General features: G+C 62.0%; 20 protein-coding genes and 1 pseudogene. 6 read left to right on the plus strand and 15 right to left on the minus strand.

From position 1 onward, the window contains the following. Positions 1 to 975: 975 nt before the first annotated feature. A pseudogene (locus GDJ97_RS09715) lies at positions 976 to 1,236 on the plus strand (transposase); the annotation flags it as partial. Positions 1,237 to 1,331: 95 nt separating this feature from the next. Here GDJ97_RS09715 and istB read toward each other — a convergent pair. From istB to GDJ97_RS00025, 4 genes are all read right to left on the minus strand, one after another. Next, positions 1,332 to 2,075, minus strand: coding sequence for an IS21-like element helper ATPase IstB (gene istB / locus GDJ97_RS00010; RefSeq protein WP_152069195.1), 744 nt, complete (start codon positions 2,073 to 2,075; stop codon positions 1,332 to 1,334). Then, complete coding sequence (gene istA / locus GDJ97_RS00015) at positions 2,065 to 3,525, minus strand: IS21 family transposase (protein ID WP_152069196.1); 1,461 nt, start codon at positions 3,523 to 3,525, stop codon at positions 2,065 to 2,067. Before istA ends, istB begins: the two co-directional genes overlap by 11 nt. Positions 3,526 to 4,089: 564 nt before the next feature. After that, the gene (locus GDJ97_RS09720; RefSeq protein WP_152069197.1) at positions 4,090 to 4,431 is read right to left on the minus strand and encodes a type II toxin-antitoxin system RelE/ParE family toxin; all 342 of its coding nucleotides are present in this window, start codon (positions 4,429 to 4,431) and stop codon (positions 4,090 to 4,092) included. Beyond that, a complete protein-coding gene (locus tag GDJ97_RS00025; RefSeq protein ID WP_152069198.1) occupies positions 4,421 to 4,690 on the minus strand; it encodes a type II toxin-antitoxin system Phd/YefM family antitoxin in 270 nt (89 codons plus the stop codon). Before GDJ97_RS00025 ends, GDJ97_RS09720 begins: the two co-directional genes overlap by 11 nt. Positions 4,691 to 4,923: 233 nt before the next feature. On the opposite strand from GDJ97_RS00025, the gene GDJ97_RS00030 reads away from it, so the two are divergent. Next, the gene (locus GDJ97_RS00030; RefSeq protein ID WP_152069199.1) at positions 4,924 to 5,271 is read left to right on the plus strand and encodes a transposase; all 348 of its coding nucleotides are present in this window, start codon (positions 4,924 to 4,926) and stop codon (positions 5,269 to 5,271) included. Positions 5,272 to 6,357: 1,086 nt separating this feature from the next. Here the strand turns inward: GDJ97_RS00030 and GDJ97_RS00035 are convergent. From GDJ97_RS00035 to GDJ97_RS00070, 8 genes are all read right to left on the minus strand, one after another. Further along, positions 6,358 to 6,789 (minus strand): hypothetical protein, encoded by a 432-nt coding sequence (locus GDJ97_RS00035; RefSeq protein ID WP_152069200.1) that lies wholly within the window; start codon positions 6,787 to 6,789, stop codon positions 6,358 to 6,360. Between the two features lie 29 nt (positions 6,790 to 6,818). After that, positions 6,819 to 7,169: a hypothetical protein gene (locus tag GDJ97_RS00040; RefSeq protein ID WP_152069201.1), complete on the minus strand. Its 351-nt coding sequence runs from the start codon at positions 7,167 to 7,169 to the stop codon at positions 6,819 to 6,821. Between the two features lie 47 nt (positions 7,170 to 7,216). Continuing rightward, positions 7,217 to 7,894: an ATP-binding cassette domain-containing protein gene (locus GDJ97_RS00045; RefSeq protein WP_152069202.1), complete on the minus strand. Its 678-nt coding sequence runs from the start codon at positions 7,892 to 7,894 to the stop codon at positions 7,217 to 7,219. Beyond that, a complete protein-coding gene (locus GDJ97_RS00050) occupies positions 7,881 to 9,038 on the minus strand; it encodes a hypothetical protein (protein WP_152069203.1) in 1,158 nt (385 codons plus the stop codon). The genes GDJ97_RS00045 and GDJ97_RS00050 overlap by 14 nt, the downstream gene beginning before the upstream one ends. Positions 9,039 to 9,177: 139 nt before the next feature. After that, complete coding sequence (locus tag GDJ97_RS00055; RefSeq protein WP_152069204.1) at positions 9,178 to 9,873, minus strand: hypothetical protein; 696 nt, start codon at positions 9,871 to 9,873, stop codon at positions 9,178 to 9,180. Between the two features lie 5 nt (positions 9,874 to 9,878). Further along, positions 9,879 to 10,493 (minus strand): ABC transporter ATP-binding protein, encoded by a 615-nt coding sequence (locus GDJ97_RS00060; protein ID WP_226808633.1) that lies wholly within the window; start codon positions 10,491 to 10,493, stop codon positions 9,879 to 9,881. Positions 10,494 to 10,609: 116 nt separating this feature from the next. Beyond that, entirely contained in the window at positions 10,610 to 11,293 is a 684-nt protein-coding gene (locus GDJ97_RS00065; protein ID WP_152069206.1) for a hypothetical protein, read from the minus strand. After that, positions 11,290 to 12,021 (minus strand): hypothetical protein, encoded by a 732-nt coding sequence (locus GDJ97_RS00070; protein ID WP_152069207.1) that lies wholly within the window; start codon positions 12,019 to 12,021, stop codon positions 11,290 to 11,292. The genes GDJ97_RS00065 and GDJ97_RS00070 overlap by 4 nt, the downstream gene beginning before the upstream one ends. 282 nt (positions 12,022 to 12,303) lie before the next feature. Here GDJ97_RS00070 and GDJ97_RS00075 point away from each other — a divergent pair, with 282 nt between their 5' ends. The 4 genes from GDJ97_RS00075 (at position 12,304) to GDJ97_RS00090 (ending at position 16,165) form a co-directional block, all read left to right on the plus strand. Then, on the plus strand, positions 12,304 to 12,714 hold the full coding sequence (locus tag GDJ97_RS00075) for a hypothetical protein (protein WP_152069208.1): 411 nt from the start codon (positions 12,304 to 12,306) through the stop codon (positions 12,712 to 12,714). A 145-nt stretch (positions 12,715 to 12,859) separates the two neighbouring features. Beyond that, on the plus strand, positions 12,860 to 14,383 hold the full coding sequence (locus tag GDJ97_RS00080; RefSeq protein ID WP_152069209.1) for an NAD(P)/FAD-dependent oxidoreductase: 1,524 nt from the start codon (positions 12,860 to 12,862) through the stop codon (positions 14,381 to 14,383). Next, positions 14,376 to 15,758 (plus strand): NAD(P)/FAD-dependent oxidoreductase, encoded by a 1,383-nt coding sequence (locus GDJ97_RS00085; protein ID WP_152069210.1) that lies wholly within the window; start codon positions 14,376 to 14,378, stop codon positions 15,756 to 15,758. Before GDJ97_RS00080 ends, GDJ97_RS00085 begins: the two co-directional genes overlap by 8 nt. Continuing rightward, entirely contained in the window at positions 15,755 to 16,165 is a 411-nt protein-coding gene (locus GDJ97_RS00090) for a DUF1667 domain-containing protein (protein ID WP_226808615.1), read from the plus strand. Before GDJ97_RS00085 ends, GDJ97_RS00090 begins: the two co-directional genes overlap by 4 nt. On the opposite strand, the gene GDJ97_RS00095 is transcribed toward GDJ97_RS00090, so the two are convergent. The 3 genes from GDJ97_RS00095 to GDJ97_RS00105 form a co-directional block, all read right to left on the minus strand. Beyond that, positions 16,162 to 17,316: a septal ring lytic transglycosylase RlpA family protein gene (locus GDJ97_RS00095; protein WP_152069211.1), complete on the minus strand. Its 1,155-nt coding sequence runs from the start codon at positions 17,314 to 17,316 to the stop codon at positions 16,162 to 16,164. The genes GDJ97_RS00090 and GDJ97_RS00095 overlap by 4 nt on opposite strands. A 131-nt stretch (positions 17,317 to 17,447) precedes the next feature. Further along, positions 17,448 to 18,797 (minus strand): folylpolyglutamate synthase/dihydrofolate synthase family protein, encoded by a 1,350-nt coding sequence (locus GDJ97_RS00100; RefSeq protein ID WP_152069212.1) that lies wholly within the window; start codon positions 18,795 to 18,797, stop codon positions 17,448 to 17,450. A 19-nt stretch (positions 18,798 to 18,816) separates the two neighbouring features. Next, the gene (locus tag GDJ97_RS00105) at positions 18,817 to 19,398 is read right to left on the minus strand and encodes a 5-formyltetrahydrofolate cyclo-ligase (protein ID WP_193221235.1); all 582 of its coding nucleotides are present in this window, start codon (positions 19,396 to 19,398) and stop codon (positions 18,817 to 18,819) included. Between the last annotated feature and the right edge of the window lie 4 nt (positions 19,399 to 19,402).

Consider the following 19,402-nt stretch of genomic DNA (forward strand, 5'->3'; position numbering starts at 1 on the left):
CATCTCCACCATTCCTTCAACTGGGAAAATGCCGCCCCCGGGGCCCGGATAGGACCTCGGGGGCGTTCGGTTAACTGCGGGAGCGTGCCGTCAGCTCAATGTGTTCGGTTGGGATCGGAAATCAACCCGGGTTGTCGGACGGCGTTCGACGGCTCGCGGGCGATACGGGTGCGCGGGGTACGGTGAGGTGCAGCGTTCGCCGTGGGTTTCTCCGAGTTCTGAACGCCAGCCGTGACATTCGCCGAACGCTCGCGAAGAAACCCCTGCTCGGCGTCCATGCGTTTTTCCGAGTACTGAACGCAGCGTTCACAACACGGGATAGTCGAGCGAGAACCTATTCACAACTCGGATAATCCAATGACAAGTCCTGTGCGGAAAGACTCACGCGGAACAGCCGTCCTGGCAGGGGCGGCTGTTCCCATGTATGGCAGGCCTCACCCAAGGCTACTTCAGCAGAAGCAGCAATGCGAGCACGGACAGTTCGAGGACCGACGCAGCAAGCATGAGAGCGGTGAGGTTCCTCATCATGGGGACCTTCCCCTCTCCCTGCGGGACTCGGAGGGCGCCACCGAACGCTGTGCTAGTTATTGCATGTAAATCCCCATCAATCGAACATGCGTTTGGATATCTTGAGCCGTACTTACAACGTACTGCTGTCAGCAGAAAGAGAACTCCACCTACCCGGAGGATCGACTTGATTATGCTGGAAAGTCCATATGTCTAAATGGTCGAGCCTTCGGTCACGTAAAATCTCTTTCGCAAATTGACAGCTGAATACGTCCAGGAAGAGAAAGGACATGGTCACCGGCAATCGGTACGATTCTTTGCGACCAAGCAAAAGAAGGCCGAGAGAGCCTGGGGCCATGTCCGAATCAATCGTATCGGGAGACGAGGAGTCGCTGCGACCCGACATCAAAGAGCTCGTCAAAACACCGTGCGCGACGTGATCAACCAGCCCCTCGACGGGGGGCCGTCATCGAGATGCACCTCGCCGGCGCCTCCACCGGGCGGATCGAGGGCGTCAGCCGGATACTGCAGGGCGCCGGCGTGTCCGCCGGCACCGTCTCCGACCCCAACGACAAGTCCTCCGCCCCGGTCGAGGAGTGGAGGAACCGCCTGCTCGAGGGCGGGCACCCCTACGTCTTCGTCGATGGCGTGTGCCTCAAGCGCGGCCGGGGCGGCTCCCGCGAAAACGTGTCCGCCATGGTCACCATCGGCGTCGACGGCGACGGCGACGGCGAGGCGGTGTGTTTAGTCAATAGCTTTTGGGCAGAATGGTCATCTATTTTTGAGCAGTTTGCGCACCTGGAATGCGCGGCGTTCTTGAGCACCTACCCCTCCTGCATGAGCGCGTTGCGCACGCGGTGGGACTCGCCCCTGAACTGGACGAGCCTCCCGTGGCGGACGATGCGATCGATCACGGCCGCCGCCATCTGGTCGTCGCCGAACACCGCGCCCCACCGACTGAACTCCAGGTTCGCGGTGATGGCCACCGACTGCCGCTCGCAGGCGTCGGCGAACACCTGGAAGAGCAGGCGCGCGCCGTCGGGATCCAGCGGCAGGAAGCCGAGCTCGTCGATGACGAGCAGCCTCGCGCGGCCGATGAGCGCGGCCTCGCGGTCGAGGCGCTCCTCGTCGCGGGCGCGCCGCAGCCGCATGACGAGTGATGACGCGGTGAAGAAGCGGGCCTCCATCCTCCGCTCGCACGCCAGCATGCACAGCGCCGAGGCCATGTGCGTCTTGCCGGTGCCGACGTCCCCCATCAGCACGAGGTCCTCGCAGCGCTCGAGGAACCCCAGCGAGGTCAGGTCCTCCCGCCCGAGCCCCTCGGGCCACGAGACCGCCGTCCAGTCGTACCCGTCGAAGGTCTTCGGCGCGGGCAGCGCGCAACGACGCACGAGCGTCGCGCGCTTGGAGGCCTCCCTGCTCGCCCGCTCCGCCTCGAGGTAGCCGGCCAGGTACTCCACCTGCCTCGGCGTGCCGAGCTCCGACCACTCCTCCAGCACCGCCGTCGTGAGCGAGCACGCCCTGCCCGCCTCGACCGCCCTGCGGGCGAGGCCCCCGTCAGCTGCCATCGCAGACCGCCCCCTTCAGGAACCCGTCGTAGACCGACAGGTCGGCGCCGCCGCGCTCCTCGGAGCCGGCGGCGATGCGCCTGGACGGCACGTCGACGGTCGCGTCGTCGGGCACGCGCCCGCCCTCGACGACGCGCTCCGCCGCGAGGCAGGCGGCCTCGAACCCGCAGGCGGCGCCGGCCCTGCCGATCGCTCTGAGGGTCTGCCTGCGGCCCGCGCCGTCCATCCGGTCGATGCCCGCGACGAGCGCCCCGGGCATGTCGCGCCTGATGGCCGACTCGCCGAAGGCCCGCGGCCTGGCCACGAGCGCCGGCGGCAGGGACATGGGGTTGCGCACGGCCGGCCCCTCCCCGAAGGCGCGGGACAGCACCGCGACCCTGCGGCCGCGGTCGGCGAGGACCTCGACGGTGGAGGGCCGCACGCCCACCAGCAGCTCCCTGCCGTGCCAGGCGGGGCCCGCCACGTACTCGCGCCCGTCGACCCTCACGTAGCCGCGCTCGTCCGCCTTCGCGCGCACCCACCTCACGGCGTCGAAGGCGACGCCGGGCAGGGCGAGCATCCCCGCGAGGTCCTCCTGCAGCGCCTCCGCCGCGGGCCGGCCGTCGCGGCACGACGAGGACCCGCGCAGCCGGGCGCACCCGTCGGCGAGCATCGCGTTCAGCTCGGCCATCGACCCGACCGACGGGACGGGCACGAGCAGGTTGCGCCGCAGGAACCCCACGGCGTTCTCCACCGAGCCCTTCTCGTTTCCGGAGTACGGGTTGCAGAACCTCGCCTCGAAGCGGCAGTGCCCCCTGAACTGCGAGAACAGCCTGGACTCGACCACGGTCCCGCGCGGGCGCCTGCCCGCCTCGGTGGCGTTGTCGAGGACCATCACCCTCGGGGCGCGGCCCCAGCGGCCGAAGACCTCCCCGAGCCCCGCGCACAGGCACTCCGACGTCTCCGACCTCAGCGCGACGCGCTGCCGCTCGTTCGAGTGCGGCAGCGTGAGGACGAGGAGCTTCAGGCCGAGGGCCTCGCCGGCGACCACGGCGCGGAAGTTGCCGAAGTCGACCTGGCAGGAGCCCGGCGCCCGCTCGAGCTCGAGGTAGCCCTCGCCGCCGCCCGACGCGCGGGAGCGCCGCCGGTCGGCGACGAAGCGCCTCACCGTCGAGTAGGGCCCCTCGTAGCCGCGCCCGCCGACGAGCCGGTCGTAGACCCTCTTGGCGGTGTGGCGCTGCTTGCGCGGCGCCCCCAGGTCCGACTCGAGCGCGGACTCGACCCACGCCTCGTGCCCGGCGAGTGCGGGCCTCGACCTCGGCGCGGGGGTCGGCGCGACGGGCGACATGTCCTCCATGTCGGCGTACTTCGCCACTGTGTTGCGGCTCACGCCGAGCCTCCTCGCGATCTCCGCCCGCGGCACGCCTCCGGCGTCCATCGACCGTATATCATTCATCATGTCCAGGGGCACGGTCGTCTCCTCCGTCCTTCCCGGGCGGGCTCGGCAAAGTCTCCGCCCGGGAACACGATACGGCGAGGGCCGCGCCCCTGGTCCCAGGGGGCGCGGCCCTCGTGCTCTTTCTGCTCAATTCTTAATGACCACGGTGCTCAAAAAGCGGTGACCATTCGGACCACTTCTTAGTGAACATCAACAGGCGGTCAGCTGCGCCGAAGGCTCACCTGGGTGCGGCTATAGATTTGCGATAGATTCTTGAAGGTACCGTTTACCCTAAAAGAAACCCTCCAAAGCGCCTCCTATGCGAAATAACAACCCGCGATGCAAACCTCCTTGTCGTGCTCATTGGAATTCAAACTGTTCAATGACAATTGTCCCAAGAGCGGCAGATGTTTGAAGAAAGTGCCGTAAAACCCAAGAGGCACTTGGCATATGGCGGACGCTGTATGCACAAGCAAAACAGATTTCCGCTAGCCAGAGGCATGAGGAAATGATCGAGCATGAGCTTTATTTCAATACGGATTTTTCAGAAATCCACCTATCGCTTTGACGACAAGGTCATCGCGCCCCAAGCGAGCATCAATTCACGCTTGAAAAAGCTGGTACTCCCCAGGAAATAGCGTCGCGCGCATAATCTTGTGATTGATGGAAGACGTGGAGGACGTTAACGGTGTCGTTGGAGAAAGTATAAATTGCAACGTATCTTTTAATCCGGAAAGACCGATAGACGCGTTCTGCGAGATCAGGATGAGGGCAAACTGGATGAGACCCTGGAAACTGGCAGGTTATCTGCAGCTGTCTATCGAGCTCATCGAGAAATGAGAGCGCAGCATCCGAAGACATGAGAACATCCGACAGATAAAAAAGGATGCCCTCAATCTCTCGAGTCGCAGAAGGTGAAATCACATTATTATTCGCCATACTTCACTCGCATAGCAGCCATGAAGGATGGGCCATCCACGCCCTCGCCCCGAGACAACTCGGTTTCTGCACGGTCAAGCTTACGCATAAGCCTTTCGTGTGCGAGCTCAGAACGCAGAGAGTCATACATCTCAGGCGTCATGACAATGATGGCCTCCCGACCGTTTCGAGTAACAGTGACGGGTTCGCGAGAATCCTCAACGATGGACAAGAAGTGTGCGGTATCTTTCAGCTCGCGCACGGGAACACACGTAGCCATATCAGCCTCCAATCAATGTGGCCATATTGTACCACACGGTTGTCATTAAGAGGCAAAGCGTGTGCTTCAACCATATTGCCAACGATACAGTTAATCGACAGACATTACCCTTCAGATCGCGTGCCGAATGTTGGTGTAAGGGGCCGCTTCCCTTGCCGCAGAAAGCAGGAAGCGGCTATCGCCTAGAATTCTAATTGCTGAAGTCAGGATTCGCGGAAGGGCAATAACCGCATATGAACAAGATACACGAGATCGCGGGCGACGGCGCCCTGATGCCGAGATCCGGCGACGGCATGGTGAACATGGCCAAGCTCATAAGGGTGATGGCCGAGTCGCCCGTCGACGAGGCCATGGGCGCCAGGGCCGACGGGGCATGCGAGGCCGGCAACCGGAGGAACGGATACCGCGAGCGCGGGCTCGCCACCGGCGTGGGCACCATCAACCTCAGGATCCCGGAGCCGCGCGCGGGGAGCCACTTCCCCGAGGACCCGATCGGGCGCTGCTCGCGCGCGGACCGCGCGGTCGTCGCCGCCGGCTCGACGACGACTCCATCGGCAGGGCCGTCGTGGGTGCCAAGGTGAACGCGTCCGCGCCCGCCTACGAGGGCGCCGGCGCGGGGCACGAGGCCAGAATCATCGTGCTCGTCGCGGCCGACAACCCGATTACCGGCAGGAAGGCGGCGTGACATGGGCTAGAATGACGGCATTCTAGGCGACTCTCGGTTTCTCGGGCGGCCTGCGGCTACCCTCGGAGAACCGAGCTCTACACCACCATTCGCGACACTACCGGCTCCTGAGGCTAAACAGAGACTTTTTCGAAGGTTGGGCATCTTGAGAACAGTGGACAGCACACAGTAGCCGTCTGGGCACATAAATGGCATGAGGCTGTTTACCGCCATCATGAGGTTGACGAACACACCAATGAAAAGAGATAACCGCAAATCTCCGGAGCTGAAGGAGCTCAAGATCATAAATCCCGCAGCGAGAAACAGGTTTGTCACCACACCCGCAGACCTCACCGCAATCCGTTTTCGCGAGGGCAGGAAGTATATCCCCGGAATTCTTACGTACAAGGCCAAGCTCACGTAATAGAGCACACAGACCGATAGCCTTCGGGAACGAGGGTCAATTTTGACGTCACGGCCGCATGGGGCAGTTCATGAAGAAGAATCGACGGAACCTGAACTATCCAGGCAAAGATAGGGACTCTTGAATCGGCAAAAGCGGATGAACGACAGCCGCGGCAGCACCCAAGAAGCCGTAACAACCAGCAGGACGGCCGGCTCAATCAAATCGGTGGGGCAGGAGTAATAAACCTTGTCGGCCACCCGCAGGCAAGGCGATTCCAACATGATAGAAGCATGCGAACACGATCGGCATTCCGGCAAACGGCACAAGAAAGACCGCCGTGGAATCCACGAAGCCAGCATGACATGAGTCGCCTTCCCTGTGAGACCTGTAGAGAGCGGTCGCTTTTCGATACCTGTCAGCATCATACCCCGCCTGGGAAACAACAGCCGCCCATCCAGGCAGTGAACATCACGGAAGCATCTCCGTTGGAAAATGATGACAAGGGGCATTACCGAAGCTCGCCCTAAAAGCAATCTCTCAATATCGCATGGGCCACAGGGACACTAAGCGCATCACGGGCAAACGGAGAATCGCGTTTCATCCCCCACTCATAAGTCGAAACGGCTCAGCCCGCCGCGCCTCCGACTCGCTCTCAAAATAAGTTCCCCAAATACGACCATTTTCAGCCTCAACGTTCTCGAGTCGCCGCGACCCGACGTCTCCAGAGAGAACCCATGTGCGCCCGGCGAATCGGACCTCGCCAGACGTCGGATCGTACTCGTATTCAGAGCTTCCCAAGAACCTGCCTCCCGGCCTCCCCCAGTTGGCATCATCGTAGACCTCGACTGATGTCTCCCCTGTGCCTTCCACCACCGAGAGGATTATTCGAGACTCGTTCCCCTCGGCATCATAGGAGATGAAAATAGCGGGGGCGAGGAGCCGAGAGGGGCTCGCTGACGGCGCGAGCACCATCGCGACAACAGCAACAACCAGCGCAGCAGTTGCAACGATCGCCAGCCTCTTCCGCATCGGCAGCCCCTTCTCAACTCATAACCAACTTACCAGGTGCGATACACGTTCTTCCACGTTGTGTTGGTTGCCTTGTGGTTGGTCTGATAGTGACATGGGTATTTCACGGCGTGGCTAATGATGTCGCGGTGATCCAAAGCGAAGCTCGTGTGGAAAGTGATGTTTCGGTACGTGCGAGACCCCTCCCAATCATGTGAACTGGTTGTCAGGCACTGCTCGGTCTTGAACGTATCGACAACGCTCTCGATGATTGCGAGCGGCGCGATCCCAGAACCTTCATCAGCCGCCGCGACCGCAGGCACCAAAGCTGGAACGATCAGAGCAGACCCCAACGCCGCAATCGTTAATACCCGAGCAAGGCCCTTTCCCGTCTTCTTCATCTTATCCTCCTTTGGACTCAAGTTAACCCACACCCGAATGCACCCCCCTATCCGAACAGCTCCTTGTAGACGATAGCCGACCCCCGTCGGGTACCGGGGTCGCTCACCAGCTTGCCGCCCTTGATGAACAGAACGTCGTCAGCGAGGTCGTCGACGTTTCCCAAAATGTGCGAGGACATGAGCACGCCCACGCCGTCGCCGCACAGGGAGCGGACAATCTCAGAGTTCACCTCAAGATTCGTCGGGTCGAGCGCGTTCATGGGCTCGTCGAGCAACAGGTAGCGCGCGCCGGTCAGGTACCCGACGGCGAGCGCCACCTGTTGCCTCATCCCCAGGGACAGGAACCGGACCCGCTTGCCCAGGAACGAGTCGATCTTGCAGCGCTCCGCGAGCCGAAGGATATCGACCGGGGAGCCCCAGCACCGCTTGACAATATCGAGGTTCTCCCGGACGGTGAGAAGAGGGTAGAGGATCGAGGCGTCCCCCGGCACGTAGAACACGAGCTTCCGGTACGCCGCCGCATCCTCGAGCGGCACGCCGTCGGCTGCAATCTCCCCCGAGCGCCTGATGTCATCAGCCGCGATGAGCGCCCGCATGAGCGTCGTCTTACCGCTCCCGTTCGGTGCGACGAGCGCGCGCACCCTGCCCGGAACGACCTCGCCAGACACACGGGACAGGAGCTCCCTTGTGCCGACCCTCACCGTCAAATCGCTAAACGCGAGCATGGGAACCCCTCCTCATCCGATTCCAGCCTCGACGAACGAACGCGCATATCACGCCGGTGATGAAAATCAAAGCTGCGGAAACACCGAGCAGGACGCACATCCCCAGCTCCCACGTGGCCCCCTGGACCGGCAGGACGTCCGTAAGATTCAGGTAAGTCGGCCAGCCGCCGACGGGGGCGACGTACAAGTATGTCGTCGGGAGAAAGGGAAGGGCGTCATGCAGGATGAACGTCTCGTTGAAGTACTGCGGGATAGACGGCACGAACCCGAGCGCGATGAGGATGAGGCAACCGGGAACCGCCGTCCTCGAAACGGCGAACAGCGCGGCGGAGACGGAAGATGCGAACACCGTGACCGCAAGAAGCATCGCGATCGAGCGGAGAAGCGCCGAGAGCACCGTGAGCTCAAGGACCGATCCTCCTTGTATCATCACGACCGGGTACGACGGGTCCCCGACACCGTTCCTCAGCGCGCTCAGGAGCGCGGAGGGCAGCAGCGCCAAGACGAAACCCGCCACAAAAACGACCGTGGCGGCACATGCGGCGACAGCGATTTTCCCACGCTCACTCATGGGAAGCTGGAATCCGAAACGGTCGCTCTCGATCGCGCGAAAGGCTGCGAACGCGAGCGCGACCTGGGGCACGAAAAGAAGCAGCGGCGGGATGGTCCCGATGATCTCCGAAAGTCGGTACACCATCGGCTCTTGGACCGTCGTATCGAAGAGAACCGGGTCGTCCAGCCCCGCCAAGCCGTCGAGCAGGGCGGACGACGCCTCGAGAAGCGTCGGGTCCGCGCTCAGGTTCCCGTCCTCGTAGAGCCCCATATCGATCCGCGCTATCTCCGCCTGAGCCTTTAAGGAGGCGGCGACATCATCGCCCTGTGTCACCCTCAGTAACTCCAGCTGCCTCTCATTTGCATCTTTGATGTTCTGCGGCGCGGTATCGTATGCCCCGGAGGAGACCGCCGCCTCGAGAATATCGAGCCTGTTTACCTTGATGCTCTCCGCCTCGAATGTGAACGAACCCGTCTCCCCTGGGATGATCGAGGGCAGCGCGAAATATGCTGAAAGCAGGACGAGAAACAGGGGAAACAGTCCGTTTCTGGTCAAGATCCTAACCATCGACCTGAAACCCGCCATGAACATCGCAACCACCCCTCGCAACGTCTCATAAGCCAAGAGTACAGCCTTCCCGCTCGCGATTCTCAGACAAGCTAGCCGACGTTCAAAGACCATCGCCGAACGTATCGCCCGCCGCCGGCGCTGGCCACGGGCGCAAATCCCCTTACTCCCCCACGAAGTCCAGAATCGCCTGCTGGGCGCACTCGTAATTCTCCAAGGACCTCTCATCCGCGACCACGATGTCGCAATCCGCATACTCCCCAAGCGGCAAGCCGTATTCGCCGGGCTCGTTTACCCGGTACGCGACGTTATCTGAAACAGGTACCTTGGAATACGGGGAACCCGAGAGGATGTAGCCGTCAATCCCAACGGAATCCGCAACGCGCTCAAGAAACAACACGTATTCGATTTCGGGGCGCATGGGTACCCCCCCGAACATGTACGCATCGCCCGGAACAAGTACCTTCCCATCCGGCCCTTTGTAAATCCCAATCGGCTCAAACACCTTTATCGAGGATCCATCCTCTGAAGGGCTCCCCTTGATGACCCGCTTGATATGGAAATCAGTCAAAAGCGATTTGTGAACGTACTCCCGCGTATCCCCGATCGACCCAAGGACAACCAAATCTGCCTCTCGCCCCAATTCGTCAATAGAAGGGCTATCCAGACCCGTTCCCAGCCTCTCAAGATCATCTATCGAATATGGAGCCACCACATACGCAAGGTTAGTGAACGACCGGGCATCCGAGCTACTATCCGAATAACTCATTCTCGCTGCGACGCCGACGCAAACAGCGACGATGCACAGGGCCGCCCATGCGAGCGGCCACAACATCAATCGCTTCTCCTTCCCACCCATACTCCCTACCATTCCTTCCGAATCGCCCCCTCGCTCATCTCAAAACGATAATCGGCCACAGCATCGAGCTCCGCCGCATCATGCGATACGATGACGATCGTCGCGCCGCGACGCTTCTCCTCGAGCAGCAACCCCCGCATCGAGCACCTCCCGACATCGTCGAGTGCGTTGGTTGGCTCGTCGAGGAGAATGATCGCGGGGCGCTCCATGATCGCTTGGGCAATGCAGAGCCTCTGGTGCATTCCCAAGCTATAGCTCTTCACCCGTCTTTTATCCTCGGGATCCAGCCCGACGCGACGCAGAGCGTTTTCAATTTCATCCTGCCCCACCGCTCCGCGTATTGAGGCCAGCATTCTCAAGTTCTGAAAGCCAGTCAAGTCGTCCCATAACTTCATAGGCTCGATGAGGAAGCCCATGCTTTCAGGGAATGTGTCCCCGCGAGCAACATCCCTCCCGAGCACGCGCACCTCTCCCTCATCGATTCTGATGAGGCCCGCAACGGCGCGCAAGAGCATCGTCTTGCCGGACCCGTTGTGCCCGCGCACACCCGAAATCTCACCTCGGGGAAACTCGACGGTGACACCATCGAGTACAGTCTTCCCGTGTATGCGCTTTGTCACCCCGCGCAAGACAATCCCCTTGTCCGTGTGGACGCCATCAGATGTCGCATGCCCGCACATACCTCACCAGACTCCCTCCCAGCCACTCAACGGTCATCCCGCTCGGCAACGTAATCCTATTGTTGGAAAGAGAAGAACGAAATCAGAAACAGCACCACGAAAGCCATTCCGAATAGTGAAAACCGAAAAATGACATCCTTAAATGCAGGGCCGCCAAAGTCAACCGTAAGCCCCCAGCCGACAGAAGGAACCCCGCCCCCAACGACGTTTTGGGCCATAAAATCCCATAGTCCGTAGAGAACGCATCCCATGAACGCAATGGCGGGACTTCCGATCGCATACAGCAGGTTCACGTAGACCATAAAGGTAATTGAGCACACTGCCACCTGAAGCGCAAAAGAGCACCTCAGCGTGAAAACATCCGGCTGGACCGAAACGGCGAGCGCGATAGCGACGCCAGCCGAATGATTCAGCAGGGCCGACGCGACGAGCCCGAAAACGAGAGACGCACCAAGGCACCGCAGCGATGCGCACCTGCGATCCCCCGACCATGCGGCAAAATGGCTCCCGGTCATCATGGCGGCGGGGCGCATGACCGCCACAACCAACAGCGGCGTGAACACAAACGCCCCCATGTTCGCCCCGCTGCAAAACGCATAGGCGTCGCCAAACGTTTCCCCGATCACCAGTGCGCCGCGAGCAAGGGCGGCAGCCTGAACGAACCGCACTGCCAGCAAAAGGACTAGGGCGATTACAGCCGGACGGTTTCGATAGAACAAGACATATAGCACGGTTTTCATAGGAGCACATCCTTCCCTTTCGCAAAGGGGGCGAAGGAGGCTGCCAGAGATAGAACAGTCATGATCAGCAAAAGACCTGCAAAGTATACGGAGTCCCCCGCCTGGCTCGCGATATCAGGGTAACAGTACGGGAAATGCAGGTAACCGGATGCGGAGTCGACGACCATCGGAGCGAACTGGAACAGGGCAAGCGACACGAGCGTCGGCAAAGCCAAGGGCAGGGCCTTATGCCTGCCGACAATAAACGTCAGACCGAAGCTAATCAAAGAGCAGGCTCCCGCCCGCCCCGCAGACCAAATTGCGAAGACCGCATTGTATAAGTAGGGGCTGTCCATCCGAAGGTCGTACATAAGACCGTCGTCCGGAATTACCTCGATATAGATGGGCGTATCTAGATACCCCCCATACACCCCATCAACAGGAAAAGCGACAAACGCCAACAGCTGCAGCAACAGCAGCATCCCAAACACAAGGAGAAAGCCCGCTACATACGTCAGCACGATGTTAGCAACCAAATACGACCGCAGGGACGACCTAGATGCCAAACACCCCGCGATGCCTCTCTTTATATCGTCGCGAGCGCTACCGGAGAAAGCTAGCGCCGAGAGAACCGGCATGAAAAAATAACCCGCCGTTTGCACGTCCGGCTCCGGACGGAACTCGTGCGCCGGCCCCATCATCTTCTCCCAGGTCTTCCTGTTGCGCCCCTCCCCGAGCTGCCCGCGCATGAGCGACGTCCCGTCCCCGACGTGTGCGGCCTCGTGCGGCCACTTGAACCGCATCAGGTAGTCGCGTCGCGCCCTATCGCGTTCATCATGTCGCGCCCCCCGACTCGGGGACGAGTGTTCTCAAGGGGATGGTAGGCGCGCATACGGACAAAATGCAGACGGTGGATTAACATAACCTCGGACCTGAAGCCCGTGTACATCATCTTCATCTGCCTGGAGGATCCTTTTTGCAAGGATCTTCCGATATACACCTTTACGAGCCGATGCAAGGAAGATTCCTCGGTGGCATTTGAGAACGGGACGATCGACATCGTGCGGAACGCTGCGGGGGACCCGTCGATGACGAACACCGGCATCGCGAGCCTGCTGCAATACGTGGAGTCGGACAAGGCGAACGGCTCAGATTCGCTCACGACGCGATTGAGCCAAGCTGTCCGAGATGCTCACGAGGACGAGGAGCGGGTGAACAACATGAACATGCTCGACTGGGATATCCGCGATGCGCGGGCGGCCGCTGCGAAAGAGGGCCGGGCCGAGGGCTGTGCCGAGGGGACCGGGAATGAGCAGGATCGGGGCTCCTCGCTCATCGCCGCCATGGAACGGGACGGTCTCGGCCCCCAGGAGATCCTCGAAGTCCTGAAGGATCCCGCAAAACGCGAGGAACTGCACGGAAAGTACGGTATCGCCGCATAGCGCTCCCCGCCAAATCGGATACGACGACGCGAACGGCTGACCGGCCGTTCGCGGGCACTTGTTGACACCTTGTCTATGCGAGGGCCCCTTACCCCTTTCACCCGGATACCATGGCAGCGTTGACCTCTAGGGACGGGAGGCCCTCTTGGAGCGTTACGACATCGCCATCGTGGGAGCCGGCATCACCGGATGTGCTATAGCCCGGCAGCTTTCCCGCTATGATATCTCGCTATGCGTGCTGGAATCCGGTAACGACGTGGCTCTCGGAGCGTCAAAGGCAAACGGCGGACTCGTCCATGCTGGCTACGATCCTGCCCCTCATACGGTCAAGGCAACGGTCAATGCCCGTGGATGCGAGTTGTACGGCACCTGGTCCCGCGAGCTCGGGTTCACGTTTCATCGTACGGGCTCGCTTGTCGTTGGGTTTACGTCCGATGACCGCGAGCGGGTAATGGCGCTCTACCGAAACGGCATCGCCAATGGCGTGGACAAGCTTCCCGCAGCGCCCGGGCATGCCGAGGAGCTGCGATTCCGCATCATCGATGATGCGGAGGACCTACACGAGCTGGAGCCCCGCGTAAGCGATCGGGCAACCTGCGGTCTCTGGTGCGCGGCGACGGGCGTGGTCGACCCCTTTGAGGTGGCCATCGCCGCCGCGGAGAACGCGGCGGCGAACGGCGTGGGGTTCCTGATGGGCACACGGGTTCGGAGCATCCACCAGGCGAACCGGGGCTTTGAGATAGAAACCGATACCGGAAGCGTAGGCGCACGCTACCTCATCAACGCCGCCGGCAGCGGATGCGCGGACATCTCCCGCATGGCGGGAGGCGAGGAGCTCGAACTTGACTGGCGACAGGGCAACATCGTCATTCTGGACAAGGAGCCGCGCCCGCTCCTTCCCCTCTACCCGGTACCGACCCCTGTTTCCAAAGGCGTGATCGTGGCCGGCACGGTACATGGGAACACCGTCATCACCGCCACGGCCCGGCTGCGGGAACCAGGAGATGACGACACGTACGCCCAGGATGTGGAGGAGCTGCTCGAGGGTGCTCGAAGGCTCGTCCCCGACCTCGACACCAAACGCGTCGTGCGGCCGTTTGCCGGTGGGCGGGCGGTCATCAAGGGCATGAACGACTTCCTCATCTGCAGATCTCGCCTCCAGCCAAGGCTGTTCCAGGCAGCGGGCATGCAATCGCCCGGCGTGGCGAGCGCACCTGCGGTTGCCGAGCGGATGGAGCGGCTGCTGCGCGAGGCGGGGATCGAGCTTCGTGAGCGAGCATCGTGGAATCCCATTCGGAAAGCACCCGTTGATTTCGATCTGGCGGAACCCGAAGAGCAGGATCGCCTCATCGCAGACGACCCTGCGTGGGGACGCATCTTCTGCCGGTGCGAGACGGTTCCCGAAGCGGAGGTGGTAGCCGCTATACGCCGCGTGCCGGGCGCGCGCTCCGTTGAGGGCGTCAAGCGTCGCTGCCGTGCCGGCATGGGCAGGTGCCAGGGCGGATTCTGCCAGAGCCGGGTGGTGGCAGTGCTCGCGCGTGAGCTCGGCTGCAACCCTTCCGAAGTGCCGCTCGAGGATGTCGGCTCTCCCCTGTTGTACGGCACCGTGAAAGGAGATGCGCGCGATAGCATCGCGCATCGCGAGCAGGGAGCTGATTTCCATGGGTGAACCGCGGAGCGATACGCGCTTTGATGTGGTGGTCATCGGCGGCGGGCCGGCGGGCATGGGCGCCGCGCTCACGGCGCACGCGCACGGATGCCGCGTCGCCATCGTGGAGCGCGACGCGCACCTGGGCGGCATTCTCCGCCAGTGCATCCATCCCGGCTTCGGCCTTGCGCTCTTCAAAGAGGAGCTTACGGGACCGGAGTACGCGCAACGGCTCATCAACCGCGTGAAGGTCACCGATATCGTTGTCCTATGCGGATCGATGGTGACCTCAATCGATAGAGAAGCATGCGCATCTTCAACTGAACAGCATGACAGCAGCCATGAAAAGGGCGAGCCGCGCCCGACCCACCTTGTCAGGCTCATAAGCGAGCACGGGGCCGTCACGCTGAGCACCAAGTCCGTAGTACTCGCCATGGGATGTCGCGAACGCACCCGTTCGGAAATCAAGATTCCGGGAAGCAGGCCCGCAGGCGTGTTTACCGCGGGGCTCGCCCAACGGTACCTGAACGTGGAGAATCAGCTTCCCGGGCATCGTGCCGTCATCCTCGGATCCGGCGACATCGGCCTCATCATGGCGCGGCGCTGCCGACTTGAAGGCATGGAGGTCGAAGGCGTGTACGAGATCATGCCCTACGCCAACGGCCTCAACCGAAACATCCGCAACTGTCTCGATGACTTCGGCATTCCCCTGCATCTCTCCACCACGGTCACGAAGATCATCGGAACCCGGCGGTTGGAAGCCGTCGAGGTCACCCGCGTGGACGAGCATCTTCAACCTATTCCCGGAACCGAACGACGCATTTCCTGCGATACCCTGCTCCTCTCGGTGGGCTTGGTGCCCGAGAACGAGCTTTCGACGGCGGCCGGCGTTGAGCTGGATCCCCGAACGCGCGGAGCCAAGGTCGATCAACATCTGATGACGACGGTACCCGGCATCTTCAGCTGCGGCAACGTGCTGCACGTGCACGACCTTGCCGACAATGCTGAGAGCGAGGCCGAACGGGCCGGTACCCAAGCGGCGTACTGGGCCAGGAGTGAAAGCCATTCGATCGACAACCCGAGCACAGAGACGACGGCACAAGAAGGCGATCGTGACGCCGTCGACGACATCGTCCTCGAGCCAGAAGGACTTGCCGGTTACGTGGTTCCAAACCGCATCACCTGCCGAGATGAACGCGTCAAAGTATTCTTCCGCGTGAAGCGACCGGTTGAGAATGCGGTGCTTCGCGTTCGAATGGGCGGCGTCGTCATCTTTGAGGGCAAACCTCGGGCGTACAAGCCGAGCATCATGGAGGGTGCCACACTCACCCCCGCCATGCTCATGAAGGCGGGTACCACGCTAACCGTAGGCATCGACGAAGTTGAGGAATCGTGAGCGCAGTGGAGCAGATTGAGGAGATGCAGTTCAGCTGCACGACATGCCCACGCGAATGCGAGCTTGCGGTATCCGTGAGCAGGAGGGGCACTGGCGCCGTCGCCGTCGAAGACGTGCAGGGAAACCGGTGTCCCCGCGGGAGGCACTTTGCGGAACGCGAGGTAACCGACCCCGTTCGCATACTCACGACCACGCTTCCCGTACGAGGCGGCGATGAGCTGCTCGTACCGGTGAGAACCACGGAGCCGATTCCGCTTCGCCTTCACGCGGAAGCAATGGAGACCCTGCGGCACATCACGGCTTCCGCGCCCATCACGATGGGAGACGCACTCATCTCGAACGTACTCGACACGGGAGTCGACGTTATCGCGAGCATGGACGTGGCTGAGAAACGGACCTCGAGCTAGAGGAAGCGATACTTCACGGTTCCCACGCCCACGGATACGAACCCGAGGGCGCGCGCGACGGCAGGCTGCATGTCGATGACGCGACCATGCGCATAGGGACCGCGGTCGTTCACCACGGCGATGACCGACTTGCCACCATAGCTGATCTCAACGTACGTACCCAGCGGCACATTCAGCATGGCAACACCCATAGAGGTCTCCGTGACCTTGGCACCGCTCGCCGTGGTACCGCCCATGAACCCGTCGCCGATGCCGTAGTAGGATGCCACACCGGAGAGCCAAGCACCGCCGGACTGCGAGGAATTGGAATTGCTGCCGGAATTGGAGGATCCCGAGTTAGAACCCGTGTTGGTGGAGGGCTGCGAGGAGCTGCCACCCGCGGACGAGCCGGTGCTCGAACTGGAGCCCGTTGACGCGGAAGTGGACGAGTTGGTGGAGCCGCTGTTACCGCTCGCCGTGTTATCGGATGAGGAACCAGACGCCTGCTGCGCCGCCTGGACCTTGGCCGCGGCGGCCTCGGCAGCCGCACGCGCGGCCTCAGCCTCGGCGGCGTCCTCAGCATTCGCCTTTTCTTGGATCTTTTGCTGGGCGGACTGCGCTTGGGCAAGGGCATTGGCCGCAGCCTGCTCCTGCGCGTCGGCCTGGTCCTTCGCCTCACTCGCCTGTTTCATCTTCTCCTGCAGCTGGTCGTGGAGTTTCTCCAGGTCCTGCAGGGCCGAGACGTTCTTGTCCTGGATAACGCCCAGGTACTTGGCAAGGTCGATGATGTCCTCAAACGACTCGGCACCGAGCAGGGTCCCGATCACATTGGCCGGATTCTGCTGCGTCTTGTAGAGGTTGGAAACCGCCTGGCTGGCGCGCTCACGCTGGGCGGGCAGCTCCTCCTGCTCCATCCTGAGAACCTCGTCGGCAAGTTCCTGAACCTGCGCATCGAGTTCCGCAGCCTTTGCCTTGGCGGCGGTGTACGTCGAGGTGGCAGAATCAACCTGGGACGTCAGCTGGGAAAGCTGACTCTGGGTTTCCGCAGACATGGCGTAGGCGCTCGTCAGCGGGCCAAACGTAGAGCCAAGCACGAGCGCGAGGGAAAGTCCAGCGGTGCAGGCGATCCGGCCCGCCGGGTTCAGATGACCAGAGATGCGTTTGAAGTTCATACCGGTCCTTCAAGAAGTCACTTACACGACCTTCAATCTATGGTAGAAGGTTGGAACCTCAACTTCAAGTTGAACCTCAGAGTTACACAACTTGCCGGATGTTGACTGGCTGCTGGCCGACAGCCGCTCGCTTAGCCCTGAACGATCCGAGCGACCTCGCCCGCGAGTGTGATGGTTCCCGCAGCTACAAGCGGAGTAGAAGCGTATGCGGACAAGGCGGCATTTACCGAGGGGAACTCGACAACCGGAACATCCTCACGTCCTTCGCGGGCAAGCTCCTCGCGAACGAGTGCAGCGAGCTCGTCCACCGACAGCGCGCGATCGGAGGCCGTGCGCGTGACGGCGATGGCGGGGAACGCCGGGAGGAGCACGCGCACGATGCCGCGAACATCTTTGTCGGCCAAGGCGGCGATGAGGAGCGCCGGCCGCGCGGACACGTCGGAATCGATCTCGTCAAGCGCGGAAACGAAGTTCTCGCAGCTCTGGGGGTTATGGCAGGCATCCACCATGAGCAGGGGCCCGGAGCGGAGCACATCGAAGCGACCAGGGGTCGGGCAAGCCATGAGCGCTGCGTTCAGCATTCCGTGATCGAGTTCCCTGTCGAGATAGGACTCGGCGAGCGTTATCGCGCAGGCAGCGTTTTGCGGCTGGTAGCTCGGCTTGCGCATCTGGCACTCGTATACGGCACGAAGCGTGGGCACGGTAAACTCGACGATATCACCCAGGTGCCGCGGAAGCCGCGTGGTCTCGTGCCGCACGATGACGGGCTGCACGCCGCATTCGATGCAACGGGCATCCATGACGGCCTGCACGCTCGACTCATGCGTGCCCTCGCCGAGCACCACGCCGCGCCCCGGCTTGATAACGGCGGCTTTCTCCCCCGCGATGGCCGCGAGCGTGTCACCGAGGATGCGGGTATGGTCGAGCCCGATGCCCGTGATCGCCACCGCCACGGGATCGGTGGCGCTTGTGGCATCCCAGCGACCGCCCATGCCCACCTCGAGCACGGCCACGTCCACCTCAGCTTCGGCGAAGATGACGAGTGCCGCAACGGTGAGCAGGTCGAACGGGGTGATGGCGTAGCGCTCCTCCCCCGCTGCCGCTCGCCGTACGTTCACACGACGGCCGGCCTCGCGGGCTGCGGAGACGCCATGGGCGAGGAGGGCAGCGGAGATGACCGAGCCGTCGATCTCCATGCGCTCCTCCATGCGCACGAGCTCCGGCGAGGTGTAGAGCGCGGTGCGCTTGCCCTCGGCGTTAAGAATCGCCGCCGTGAAGCGCGTCGTCGAGCTCTTGCCGTTGGTACCGGCCACCTGCAGGCAGTCGTAGCGGGCATCGGGACGCTCGAGCTCGTTCAGCATCTCCACCACGGTCTCGAGCAGCGGACCCGCCGCACTCGTGATCTTGCCGGTATCGTGCGCCGCGGCTAGCGCTTGATCGTAGGTAAGCTCGGGCACGGCGAAGGGAACGGTGTAGGACATGGAATACACTCCAAAAAAGCTATCGAACAAGCGGGGCGGCAGGGCGAATCGCCTCGTTATCGGTAACAACGAGATCAACCGGGTAATCATATTCACTGAGCGAAGGGAGCTCATCGCTCAGCAGGTCGCTCCGGCACAACCCGATGCTGACACCCGAAAACGCGGGCAGGAAGCGGTCGTAGTACCCGCCGCCATACCCCAGGCGGAATCCGCGGCGGTCGAAGGCAAGCCCCGGAACCAAGGCAACCGAATACACAGAGCCGGCCGGTTGCGCCTGCGGCGCCCCTGCTGCCGGCTCCTCCATGCCGAAGCGGCTCCGAACCAGATGATCGAGATCCTCCACGGCATGCCAGGTCAGCGTGTAACCTGCGGCGCAACGCGGCAGGCAAACCCGCTTCCCCATTTCCCAACACCGGGTGATGACGAACCGGGTATCCACCTCGGAACCGAATGAAAGGTACGTGAAGACGCAATCGGCGCGGACGACCTCCGGAAGCTCGAGCAACCGGCCCGCGATACGCAGGTCGGCCCGCGCCCGCTCCTCCTTGGAAAGCGCGCTCCGCCGCACCCGAAGCGAAGAGCGGAGCGCCTCCTTAGACATCACG

Origin of the sequence: Collinsella sp. AK_207A (genome assembly GCF_902501965.1) — a bacterium.
In the GTDB taxonomy this organism is placed as follows: Bacteria; Actinomycetota; Coriobacteriia; order Coriobacteriales; family Coriobacteriaceae; genus Collinsella.

Excerpts from the sequence above, each read along its gene's own strand:
- GDJ97_RS00105 (WP_193221235.1), bottom strand. The coding sequence starts at position 19,398 with ATGTCTAAGGAGGCGCTCCGCTCTTCGCTTCGGGTGCGGCGGAGCGCG.
- GDJ97_RS00100 (WP_152069212.1), bottom strand. The coding sequence starts at position 18,797 with ATGTCCTACACCGTTCCCTTCGCCGTGCCCGAGCTTACCTACGATCAA.
- GDJ97_RS00040 (WP_152069201.1), bottom strand. The coding sequence starts at position 7,169 with ATGAAGAAGACGGGAAAGGGCCTTGCTCGGGTATTAACGATTGCGGCG.
- GDJ97_RS00050 (WP_152069203.1), bottom strand. The coding sequence starts at position 9,038 with ATGTTCATGGCGGGTTTCAGGTCGATGGTTAGGATCTTGACCAGAAAC.
- GDJ97_RS00055 (WP_152069204.1), bottom strand. The coding sequence starts at position 9,873 with ATGGGTGGGAAGGAGAAGCGATTGATGTTGTGGCCGCTCGCATGGGCG.
- GDJ97_RS00085 (WP_152069210.1), top strand. The coding sequence starts at position 14,376 with ATGGGTGAACCGCGGAGCGATACGCGCTTTGATGTGGTGGTCATCGGC.
- GDJ97_RS00070 (WP_152069207.1), bottom strand. The coding sequence starts at position 12,021 with ATGCGCGGGCAGCTCGGGGAGGGGCGCAACAGGAAGACCTGGGAGAAG.
- GDJ97_RS00045 (WP_152069202.1), bottom strand. The coding sequence starts at position 7,894 with ATGCTCGCGTTTAGCGATTTGACGGTGAGGGTCGGCACAAGGGAGCTC.
- GDJ97_RS00030 (WP_152069199.1), top strand. The coding sequence starts at position 4,924 with ATGAACAAGATACACGAGATCGCGGGCGACGGCGCCCTGATGCCGAGA.
- GDJ97_RS09720 (WP_152069197.1), bottom strand. The coding sequence starts at position 4,431 with ATGGCGAATAATAATGTGATTTCACCTTCTGCGACTCGAGAGATTGAG.
- GDJ97_RS00065 (WP_152069206.1), bottom strand. The coding sequence starts at position 11,293 with ATGAAAACCGTGCTATATGTCTTGTTCTATCGAAACCGTCCGGCTGTA.
- istB (WP_152069195.1), bottom strand. The coding sequence starts at position 2,075 with ATGGCAGCTGACGGGGGCCTCGCCCGCAGGGCGGTCGAGGCGGGCAGG.
- GDJ97_RS00095 (WP_152069211.1), bottom strand. The coding sequence starts at position 17,316 with ATGAACTTCAAACGCATCTCTGGTCATCTGAACCCGGCGGGCCGGATC.
- GDJ97_RS00035 (WP_152069200.1), bottom strand. The coding sequence starts at position 6,789 with ATGCGGAAGAGGCTGGCGATCGTTGCAACTGCTGCGCTGGTTGTTGCT.
- GDJ97_RS00025 (WP_152069198.1), bottom strand. The coding sequence starts at position 4,690 with ATGGCTACGTGTGTTCCCGTGCGCGAGCTGAAAGATACCGCACACTTC.